This is a genomic window from Methanomethylovorans sp., assembly GCF_050177135.1.
In the GTDB taxonomy this organism is placed as follows: domain Archaea; phylum Halobacteriota; class Methanosarcinia; order Methanosarcinales; family Methanosarcinaceae; genus Methanomethylovorans.
Genome location: NZ_JBFXHJ010000082.1, coordinates 1 through 9,994 on the forward strand (window position 1 = coordinate 1; position 9,994 = coordinate 9,994).

At 42.8% G+C, this 9,994-nt stretch carries 11 protein-coding genes; 7 read left to right on the forward strand and 4 right to left on the reverse strand.

The window, feature by feature from the left end; all coding sequences use genetic code 11:
- A partial coding sequence (gene thpR, locus AB7U21_RS07640; protein ID WP_428388074.1) for an RNA 2',3'-cyclic phosphodiesterase occupies positions 1–422 on the reverse strand: 422 nt, incomplete at its 3' end.
- Between the two features lie 107 nt (positions 423–529).
- Between thpR and AB7U21_RS07645 the strand changes: the two genes are divergently transcribed.
- Positions 530–1,465 carry a DNA integrity scanning protein DisA nucleotide-binding domain protein gene (locus tag AB7U21_RS07645; RefSeq protein ID WP_428388076.1) on the forward strand — a complete coding sequence of 312 codons (936 nt, stop codon included), beginning with the start codon at positions 530–532 and terminating at the stop codon, positions 1,463–1,465.
- 61 nt (positions 1,466–1,526) lie between these two features.
- Here AB7U21_RS07645 and AB7U21_RS07650 read toward each other — a convergent pair whose 3' ends face one another.
- From AB7U21_RS07650 to rqcH, 3 genes are all read right to left on the reverse strand, one after another.
- Positions 1,527–2,099: an acetate uptake transporter gene (locus AB7U21_RS07650; RefSeq protein ID WP_333787663.1), complete on the reverse strand. Its 573-nt coding sequence runs from the start codon at positions 2,097–2,099 to the stop codon at positions 1,527–1,529.
- Positions 2,100–2,584: 485 nt separating this feature from the next.
- Positions 2,585–3,625: an mRNA surveillance protein pelota gene (locus tag AB7U21_RS07655; RefSeq protein ID WP_333787664.1), complete on the reverse strand. Its 1,041-nt coding sequence runs from the start codon at positions 3,623–3,625 to the stop codon at positions 2,585–2,587.
- A 77-nt stretch (positions 3,626–3,702) separates the two neighbouring features.
- The gene (rqcH, locus tag AB7U21_RS07660; protein ID WP_428388078.1) at positions 3,703–5,697 is read right to left on the reverse strand and encodes a ribosome rescue protein RqcH; all 1,995 of its coding nucleotides are present in this window, start codon (positions 5,695–5,697) and stop codon (positions 3,703–3,705) included.
- Positions 5,698–5,812: 115 nt separating this feature from the next.
- Between rqcH and priS the strand changes: the two genes are divergently transcribed.
- The 6 genes from priS to AB7U21_RS07690 all read left to right on the forward strand — a co-directional run.
- A complete protein-coding gene (gene priS / locus AB7U21_RS07665) occupies positions 5,813–6,997 on the forward strand; it encodes a DNA primase catalytic subunit PriS (protein ID WP_428388080.1) in 1,185 nt (394 codons plus the stop codon).
- Between the two features lie 324 nt (positions 6,998–7,321).
- Positions 7,322–8,308: a DUF2278 family protein gene (locus AB7U21_RS07670; RefSeq protein ID WP_333787930.1), complete on the forward strand. Its 987-nt coding sequence runs from the start codon at positions 7,322–7,324 to the stop codon at positions 8,306–8,308.
- A gap of 92 nt (positions 8,309–8,400) precedes the next feature.
- Positions 8,401–9,132: a hypothetical protein gene (locus AB7U21_RS07675; RefSeq protein ID WP_333787929.1), complete on the forward strand. Its 732-nt coding sequence runs from the start codon at positions 8,401–8,403 to the stop codon at positions 9,130–9,132.
- A gap of 24 nt (positions 9,133–9,156) precedes the next feature.
- The gene (locus AB7U21_RS07680; protein WP_292352209.1) at positions 9,157–9,435 is read left to right on the forward strand and encodes a 50S ribosomal protein L44e; all 279 of its coding nucleotides are present in this window, start codon (positions 9,157–9,159) and stop codon (positions 9,433–9,435) included.
- Positions 9,436–9,441: 6 nt separating this feature from the next.
- Entirely contained in the window at positions 9,442–9,618 is a 177-nt protein-coding gene (locus AB7U21_RS07685; protein WP_333787928.1) for a 30S ribosomal protein S27e, read from the forward strand.
- Between the two features lie 19 nt (positions 9,619–9,637).
- The coding region (locus AB7U21_RS07690; RefSeq protein WP_428388084.1) for a S1 RNA-binding domain-containing protein at positions 9,638–9,994 on the forward strand (357 nt) is incomplete at its 3' end.

Sequence of the window (9,994 nt, forward strand, 5' to 3'; positions counted from 1 at the left end):
GCAGAGATAAGTTCTTTCTTTCGAGGATTGGACAGATATGTGACCCTGGCAAGAGTCGCATGTGGAATGAACTTGCGTGGCTCTTTTTTAAAACCTATTTTTGATAGTAATGATTCCAACTGCCCGTGAATACATGAATAGTCACCATCTGCACCCAACCATATTATCCTGGGATTCTTCATACCTGGAAAAGCGTCCACCCCGGAAATTCTTGAATCGAATGACGGACAATCCAGTCTATCGAGAGCTGTGATGATCTCTGGCAGTTGTGCCTCATCAACATCTCCCAGAAACTTCAGGGTGATATGTACAATATTAGGATCTACTGGTCTTAATCCAGGTCCTATGAACTTTGACTGTATCGCAGAGATCTTTGCATGGAATTCTTCCGGAAAATCCACAGCCACGAATGCCCTGATCACATAAACACCTTTATAGAATTGGAACTGGAAAGATAAAATACTGGCGCTGTTGGCTTACATAGGTACCTTTATGAGAGATAAAATCTTTATATAAATAGAGGGGCAAAATGGAACAAAAAGGAATGATCGTTGATTATTATAGCAGTGAACAGGAGGCTACTGGACAGATAGAGGACTACATGGAAAAAACTATCATTGTTATTGAAACTGCTGTAAGGCTTGCCGAAGAACTTAGTTCTTCAGCAATAATCCTTTCCGGAGATCTTTGTTTTGAAGAGATCAAAACAAATATTCCTATTTACCATGCTTTCAGTGACCAGAAAGAACTCATAGATCATCTAATATTCTCCAATGGGGGAAATGGAGTACATACTTTCACAGACAAGATGATCAACCAGTCTTATCATAAGTTAGAAGAACTGGAAAACATAGCTGCTATTGAACATGTTCTGGGAAATATTTCAGAGGGGAATGTTGTCGGGATCGTGGGCAGCATAGATTCCTGTGCCATAGTGGTCCATGACCTGAAGGAGAACGAAATGGTTAAAAAGATACGGGAATGTGAAGAACGTGTATCGCCTGAAGTTGTACGTGCTGTTTTGAACATTTGTTTCGATATTGCCACAAAAGGACGTGAAGGCAAAAAAATGGGTACAGCATTGATCGTAGGTGATGTAGATGAGGTCATGCTGAGGTCACATCCTCTTATCATCAACCCATATCTGGGACAAACACCCGAGGACAGTAATATCCTTGAAGAGCACAACTGGGAATCAGTGAAGGAACTTGCACAACTGGACGGAGTATTTGTGATCTCGGAAGAGGGAAAGATACATGCCGCAGGCAGATATCTTGACGTGGATGCCAGAGATATAAAAATTGATAAGGGCCTTGGAGGGCGGCATGTATCTGCAGCAGCCATCACAAGAGATACCGTCGCTGTGGCTTTCATTGTATCAGAATCTGGTGGCGTGGTTAGAATATACATAGATGGAAAAGAATTGATCTGCATCGACAAACCACAAAGGTGTATCCCTGCGTAATATAATTTTTAAAAAAAGAGAATGGACCGGTTAGATCCGGTCAGATAGTACAAGTTCTGTTTTACATTGGCATTTTCATTCCAACTGCATTCAAGACCAGTGCAGTGGCAAGATAAAGTGCTGCAAGACCTGTGATCAGGGTTATTGCTCCTGCGATTCCCAGTGGCAGCATTCCAAAGAAGACAGCTGCAAGGCTGAGGAATGTCAGGTCAAGTACTATAAAGACCACGGTTAGCATCTTTAGACCGATCTTTAATGTACCAAGTGTGAGCAAAATTGCTATGATTCCCCATACAAGTGTGAAAAATCCCATAGATGTAGCACTTGCTGCGTCCCATGTTGCGTTGAAAAGCCCCATTGGAGCGAGGTTTATGTATGAAAAACCGAGCCACCAGAGACCAAATATGGTGAATGCTGTTGCACCGAACGTGTCGCCTTTTTTCCATAACTGCCAACCAGCAATTACTTCTGCAATGCCACCAAGCATAATCGCCATTGCGATCACCATGAGTGCATCCGGGAGCATTCCCATGTTTAAAAGTCCTGCGAATGTAGCTGCAAACCCAAGACCGTAGAAACCTACTGCTGCCGGGCTTCCTGCCGTTGTGTCTTTAATTGTTATTTCGCCTTCCATAGTTTGTCACTTCCCAAATATCATATAATGATTAATACAATCATAAATCACTTATACTGTATAGTTATACCACCCTTCAAAGAAAACGGGCTACATAATGATAAATTCAAATTCATGCATATACTGTAAGCTATCCAAACTTAGCCAAACACCTCCTACATAAAGACACTTTCTAATAGCAGTATATATGTGTTTTGTTTCTTTCAGGCACGGCAGAAAATCAGAACAGAATGCGAGATGCATCTGACCGATATCGGGCTTTATACTGTATTCTAAGACATATGAAAGGTGCATTGACAAATAAACGGTATCTACTACGTTTTTATCATTAAAAACGATTAAAAATCCAACCCTTATTACATTAAAAATAAGATAACAAATATATATTTGAAAGGAGGGCGGATAGACTCGACAATTTTAAATACAATAAACAACATCTGGCTCTTCTTTTAGAAGCCTGAATACAAATGAAGTTACACAATGATCTATATCCTGAATCTCAATAGGGCTGCAATGCCTCCAAGAGCCAGTAATTTTTGGCCGGGTTCAAAAACCGTGCTAAATACCACTATACTCCCCTGAGAATGCTCCACGGCCTGCAAAAAAGTATCAATCTCACCTTTTTCCCTTTCTTCCCTCAATAACTCGTCACAGATCAGAAGTATATCTATTGCACCATAATCCAGAGCCATTTTCACTTCTGACAGACCGTATGCTACTTTGCCATCCACTGCTATCTCCCTTAAGAGATCTTCCATCAATTTAGCCTCGCGTGCAATCCGGGATTGCTCCATGATCCTGTCAACTGCACCTCTTCGCAAAACTTCCTGAAAACCTGACATACCAATGGATGCTGTGTCTTCAAGAACTAGCTTTGATAACATCTCGGGTTCTTTTTGCAGAGCATATTTCAGAAAATCCTCTTTTGTAAAACCCGGTCCTGCAAGTACAATTGACTCCGAGCCGGAAACAGCATGGGTCAATTGATCCAGGATCTCCTGGAAAAAAACAGTCCTCAGATTGCCTTCAGCTTTACCTGCAGATTGAGTTATATGAGAATAAACCTCGATACCATAGTGCCTGACAAGACCAATATCCGCATCTCCTTCCTCTACTGCAACAATAATAACCGAGGGCCGCTTGGAAGCTATCTCAGCTTCATCTATTCGTTCCAGCTGATCCTTCTTCCAGACCTTGATGATGGATAGATCAGTTCCTTCCTCAATATTGAAAGTATGATGGGACCCAATATCCATACCGTGTTCTATAACACCATGTACTCTGAGCCTGTTGGAGAATTTATGGAATTCCAGACCCTCCACACGGACCCCAAGCCTCACTGTTTTCTTCTCTACTTTTTCCGGACGTAATTTATCGGTTGCGACATCGGCTTTTCTTTTAGTTACAGCAAAAACGAGGTCTCCTTTCTCAATGATATATTTGAGATGCCAAAGGTCATCAAGAGTTTCAGCTAAAACAGATATTTCCCCATCGTTTCCCCGCAGGTCCTTTTTCATTACCCTCATATCAGCACCTGAATAAAATGATCATACAAACAGCAACTTAAAAATAATTACCATGGAAGCAACCCTCATGGACATGATCAAACCTTAAGGTCGGATTCTCCCGGCGGTAACATCATAGCTATTTTATCAGGAGAAGCTGCCTGTTTTACAAATGATGCATCCCCTATTGTATCCACGTATTTCCTGTATATCTTTTTTGCTATGTCGTTCTGGTTGAACTTGCCTGGCACCAGCTCCATAACGTGCTTCGCCCTTCCGCTAATTGCAGAAAGGGGACCGCCTATTACCCTTGTCTCTTCACCCATTTCAATGCCAACTGCGACCCCTACAGGCACGTCCTTTAAATAGTTCCTTTCACCCCGGATAATGAAAGACCCTTTCTTTACGTATTCACCTGACTCCGGAGTTTTCGAAACCTGTGTTGGGTTTACCCAGTAACAGTCCGCACTGAACTGACCTGCTTTCCAGATGCTGGAATATGACACTACGAAACAAGCTGCCTCCTCAATGGTCTGTGGCGGTACTTCTTTACCACCTGTCTTGATCACGGTCAGTGGTGCACCTGGCACCTGGGTGTGCAGCACGATGTCCCGCTTTTCCATGTACTTTACAAAGATCTCCTCATTGGTGTCGGCATCTCTTCCACCTATTACCAGGAAACCATCCGATGACACAAACCACCTGAATCTGTCATACCAGTGCCTCTTAATGCGAACAGTACCTCCTTTCCTGGCAACAGGCTTTTCTTTCTTCTGCATGGCCAGTTTTGTCTGCTCAATAGACCTTATAGCACCTTCCTGTTTTTTTGCCAGTTTTTTGGATCTTTCATAATAAACCTGGGCGTTCTGCGGGACAGTCTTAGTGAGATCTATGTTCGTTCTCATGCCCCCTATGTCAAGCAGCACTGTCCCTGTAGCTGAGTCTATGCTCAATATGGACTTGGCAGCTGGAATAGAATCCTTTGCAGCCTTTATGGTGGACTTTATCTGATCCCACGAATAACCTTTATCCCTTGCACTGGCAAGAACTTTTAAAACATCTTCTACAGCCTGATAATTAGCATAAATGGTTTCTGCAATGGACGTTTGTTTCTCCGCCTCTTTACCATACTTCTCCACAGCTTCTTCCTGCTGCTTTAACCTGCGCTCCAGAAGATCAACTTTTTCTTTTTTTACCGAAACTGCCTGTTCAGTGATCGACGCAGCTTCCCTTTTACCAAAATACTCATCTAAAGCCTTGTTAAATGAGGGATAACGCTCTTTTGTCAGTTCGCGGTATACTTCCAGTTCAAAAGGTACAACATCTATTGACTGAGCGGTATCTTCTTCACCTTTCTTTATGATACATGGATCTAATTTTCCTGTCTGCAAAGGAGAGAATATCTCTTTCATTGCCCTTAGGAGCAAAGCTATTTCCTCTGAGCCTACCTCCGAAACCGGAAGGTTCTTTTTGATCCCTGCCCTCGAACATACCTCTTCAGAAAGAAGACCACCCAGATTGAACCTGGTGGCTATTGTGCGTACCACGTCGGAATCAGATGATCTGAAGACTGTAAGCATCTGTTCTTCATTTACCTCAAGAGGGCTGATCTGTGCTTCAGGATAACTATATATCTCACCACTTCTTACCCTGCGGCCTTTGAATGTTGCAGGGTTCATGGGAAGAATGATGCGCCTTTCATTGTCAATGAGCACTATATTGCCTCTGGCAAAAAGCTCAGCCACCAGGACCGTTTCCACACCTCCCCTGACAAAACCGATCTCTATTATCCTGTCAAAATCATACTGCTTAATGGAAACTATCCTGCTGCTCATTACATGTTTGCGCAGTAGCATAGGAAACGACTGTGGGATCTTAGGGCTCGGAGAAGCATACTGGCTTAGATGGGCCCTCTTTCCGGCCTGGATTATAAAGTCCACCCTACCTTTACCGAAAACAAAGAGGTTGAAACGTATCTCATCTTCCAGTGGCTGATAGATTTTCCCTACTTTAGCATCAATGAGCGAGAGCTCACCTGAACTTAGTTCTGCCACAAGAGCTGCAACATCTGCACTTGTCATTTCCTCTTTCATAAAGCGACTATAATGCAGGTGTTGACTATAAGGTTTATGACAAGAAAGTAATATTAATGATAATTTGGAAATCGAACTAACAATGAAATGATAACAACAAGATATAAAGAAGAAAATGAATGAGAAGACACGGAATTTTCTTGTGAACAGGTTCCGGGGCTATTACTCACAGGCTGAGATACACCTTCCCCCGGAACACATATCCCGCGAATGGGGTTTCATCTCTTTCAGCGATAGTTCTGAAACTTTCATGAAGAGACACATTGCCTTCGGCTCTGAAGGAGAGATCACGGACTACCTGAAAGGAATAGCTCCCGCTCATGCTTATTATTCTGTTGCATACTACGAGTATCCCAGCGCTCCGAAGATGAAAGAGAAGAACTGGCAGAAAGCAGATCTGATATTTGATATTGACTCAGACCACCTTCCAGGAAAGATCACTTCTTATGCTGATATGCTGGAAAAGGGAAAAAAAGAAACTTTTAAACTAATGGAATTCCTGCTTGATGACTTCGGATTTGATGAGAAGGACGTACATATTGTGTTCTCAGGAGGGAGAGGGTACCATTGCCATATAACTGACCCTTCTGTCCTGCATCTGGAAAGCCCCGAAAGGCGTGAGATCGTTGATTATGTCAGTGCGAAAGGAATAGACCTTGAAAGGATACTTGACACAAAAGAAGTAAGTGGAGATGCAGGAAGAGAGAGTGCACAGATGATGGTATTTCCCTCGGAAACTGAAGGCGGCTGGAAAGGAAGAATAAACAGGTATTTTGTTTCTTTCATGAAAAACATAGTTTCCATGGACGATGCTGAAGAGATCCTAAGGGGATTCAAAGGCGTTGGAGAGAAAACTGCCCGACAGATCATAGAGATCTTTAGAGATGAAGCACAAGTGGAAGTATTAAAGAAAGGTAATATTGATGTTCTGTCAGGGCTGAATAAAAAAATAATCAATACATTGATAGAAGAAGGTATTAAGAAAATGTCAGCTGTTGTGGATGAGCCTGTTACAGCTGACATCAAGCGCTTGATACGGCTTCCCGGGTCTTTACATGGTGGTTCCGGCCTTAAGGTAATGTCTTTAAATATCGATGATCTGGAAAAGTTCGAGCCCTTGACAGATGCAGTGGTTTTTGGTGAAAGATTGGTAAGGTTAAAAGTGATCAAGCCCTTTGCAGTGCAGATGAAAGGGAAAGATATCGAGGTGGAGCCGGGCGAGCAGGAGCTGCCGGAATATGTGGCTGTACACCTTATGTGCAGAGGAGTTGCGGAAGCTGGACAAGACAGGATAGGATGAAAAGATATGATCTTACGATGAAACTGCTCTGTAAGAGCACTTCCCTAACTTAAAATTTTTAAAATACATCTGTGGCTATTGATACGTGGTGCCCATCGCAGTTCATTGGCACTATACAGTCGTGTTTTTTATATATAGTTCCAAAAGAATATATCCAATGAGCATCTAAATACTGAAAGTGAATAGGGAGCTAAACTACCCTAATTTGACACGTATGAAGATTTGGACGGTATTAGATTTTTAACTTTGAGCGGGGAAGTGGAGTTAAAAAGAAGATGCAGATTGCATTTTTTACAAATTGAGCATATAGGGGGCTAAGGAATCATGTCTATAGAGAAATATGGGGTTCTTAAGGGCAAGGTTATCGGAGCAAAGCGTGAAGAGGACCTATCAACACCACATTACCAGATACATATTGTAGCTGGCGCCAGCCACTACCGTATTGCGGTAAATGTCATGTCGCAGTTAAAGCCTTCAGAGTTGCTTTTTATAGTCAATGACAATTTTAGTCATCCTATCACCACAATTTTACCGGAGTTGCCAAGTGACTTCACAAAATTGGAGAGCGATCCTGGGGGAAAAGCACTTGATTATATTCGCAGTAATCTGTTCGATCCAGCTGATATGCGGGTGATTCCGCACAATATGCCGGGACCTGACAATGATCTAAGCGATCATGTTGAACACTATGTAGACCGAGCTATGCAGGAAGAAGATGCTTTTGCCTATGCGTTCGGAGAGCGGTGGGGACCTGAGACTGACATTCCCGACAAGATCTTTGGCTTTAAACCGGGTAACGGCATTCACGATATACACATGAATCAGGGTAATGACCCATCCCACAGGAACGAGGATGGGGTCTGGCAAGACGGTGCACTTATTTTCCATTTTCCGTCTTCTAACCAATGGGTAGCCGTTTTCTTAGCTTTCCAGTCACAGACCTGGCACACTGACGATAAAACAGGTCATGCCATTACTGAGGAAGTAAACGAAGGTGTTATTAGAATTGTAGCTGCAATGGCCAATCCGATTGGTTCAGCACCTGAGGTGGAAACAGTAACTCTGATCAATACTTCACCTGAACCTATCGATCTTGGGGGTTGGCAGATAGCTGACAGGTTGAAAAATAAACACACCCTTTCAGGTATAATCAATGCTGGTGCCGTTATCACAGTGACATTGTCACAACAAGCAAAGCTTGGTAACAAAGGAGGTATTATCACACTGCTGAACAATAAAGGTTTAAAGGTTGATGGAGTGTCATATACATCTCAGCAGGCCCAAAAAGAAGGATGGACCATTATGTTTTAAAGTTGGAAGGAAAAATACTATGGAGAATGAGGTGTCGAGACCGGATATAGAGTATGAGGCAGTGCACCTGATGTGCAGAGGTGCGACAAAATATGGATAGAACAGAATTGAAAGATATCCTGCGCAGTGAGAGCAGTTCTTCCCTCAGGTCCTTAAGTTCTGATTTCTACGAGAGTGTAGCTAAGTACATTCGGGAACTGGAAGATGAGATAAGACTGATCAATAATCCCAGATCCGTTGAATCCAGAATGCTGGAGGATGAGCTTCAGAGTGCTATCACGGACATTGAAGTAATATTCCTGCGCAGAATAAAGAAGATCACTACAAGAGCAACTTCCAATGCCTTTTCCAAAAAGTCCCCTAGCCAGGATATGGACAAACTATTGCCTGCTGAAAGAAAGATATATGATTCTGTATTATCTGCCATAAATTCTGCAAGAGGAGAACTGCTCGAACCAATACTCAATCCGGAAACGATAGTAGCTTCAAAGACCGTACCTTGCAGGGAAAGCACTTCAATGGATGTTGTCCTACATCAGCATGATCAAAGAGGAAATCCTGACCGAACCACTTCGGATGTGCCTGAAATAAAGGAGCCGGAAAGAACACAGGAAGTACCCGGGGAAAACATTCCAGAAGTAATAGGCAAAAGTAATATAAATGAAGAGTTCGTTGTTGTGCGAATACTGAACGACTTACCTACCTTTAAGGCTTTAGATAATCGTGATTATACGCTGAGTGCAGAGGATGTTGTTGTTTTACCGACCCCTAACGCACAAGGTCTTGTGAAACGCAACGTTGCACACATCATCACAAAACTATGATTCAAATCAATAAAGGTGTAGATAATGAAGATCCCAAAAAGATTCAGAACACACTGCCCTTTCTGTAAAAAGCACACAGAACATGTGGTGGAGAGGGTGAAGAAAGGAAAAGCTTCCTCACTGACACATATAGAAAGACAGAAGAAGCGCCAGATAGGAATAGGCAACAGCGGAAAGTTCTCCAAGGTTCCTGGTGGAGACAAACCCACAAAAAGGATATATCTCAGGTATCGCTGCTCAGAGTGTAATAAGTCCCATCAGAGACCGTGCTTCAGAGCAAAGAAATTCGAATTTGCGGAGTGATGATCAATGACAAAACCAAAAAGCAGATTCTTACGTGTCAAATGTAATGACTGTGAGAACGAACAGGTTATCTTCGGCAGTGCAAGTACCAAGGTAACATGCCTGGTCTGTGGCAGGACCCTTGCAGAGCCTACAGGTGGCAAATCAACTATAACGACACACATCCTGGAAGTCCTGGAATAAGTGTATTCAAAGTGATCAGATGGATATCAATGAGTGGCCAGATGTTGGCGATTTTGTAGTCTGCACAGTAAAGGACGTTGTGGACTTCGGTGCATACACCACACTTGAAGAGTATGGCGGAAAAGAAGGATTCATCCATATTTCCGAGATCAAGGCCGGATGGGTAAAATACGTACGTGATTACGTACGTGAAGGCCAGAAAATCGTATGTAAGGTCCTGAAAGTGGATACTGGCCGCAGACACATTGATCTGTCCCTCAAAGATGTCAATGAACACCAGAAACGTGCCAAGATCCAGGATTGGAAAAATGAGCAAAAGGCTGCAAAATGGCTGCAGTTCGTTGAAGAGGAAACTAAAATAAAAGATGAAGAGCTG

Excerpts from the sequence above, each read along its gene's own strand:
- AB7U21_RS07645 (WP_428388076.1), top strand. The coding sequence starts at position 530 with ATGGAACAAAAAGGAATGATCGTTGATTATTATAGCAGTGAACAGGAG.
- AB7U21_RS07650 (WP_333787663.1), bottom strand. The coding sequence starts at position 2,099 with ATGGAAGGCGAAATAACAATTAAAGACACAACGGCAGGAAGCCCGGCA.
- AB7U21_RS07655 (WP_333787664.1), bottom strand. The coding sequence starts at position 3,625 with ATGAGGGTAATGAAAAAGGACCTGCGGGGAAACGATGGGGAAATATCT.
- rqcH (WP_428388078.1), bottom strand. The coding sequence starts at position 5,697 with ATGAAAGAGGAAATGACAAGTGCAGATGTTGCAGCTCTTGTGGCAGAA.
- priS (WP_428388080.1), top strand. The coding sequence starts at position 5,813 with ATGAATGAGAAGACACGGAATTTTCTTGTGAACAGGTTCCGGGGCTAT.
- AB7U21_RS07670 (WP_333787930.1), top strand. The coding sequence starts at position 7,322 with ATGTCTATAGAGAAATATGGGGTTCTTAAGGGCAAGGTTATCGGAGCA.
- AB7U21_RS07675 (WP_333787929.1), top strand. The coding sequence starts at position 8,401 with ATGGATAGAACAGAATTGAAAGATATCCTGCGCAGTGAGAGCAGTTCT.
- AB7U21_RS07680 (WP_292352209.1), top strand. The coding sequence starts at position 9,157 with ATGAAGATCCCAAAAAGATTCAGAACACACTGCCCTTTCTGTAAAAAG.
- AB7U21_RS07685 (WP_333787928.1), top strand. The coding sequence starts at position 9,442 with ATGACAAAACCAAAAAGCAGATTCTTACGTGTCAAATGTAATGACTGT.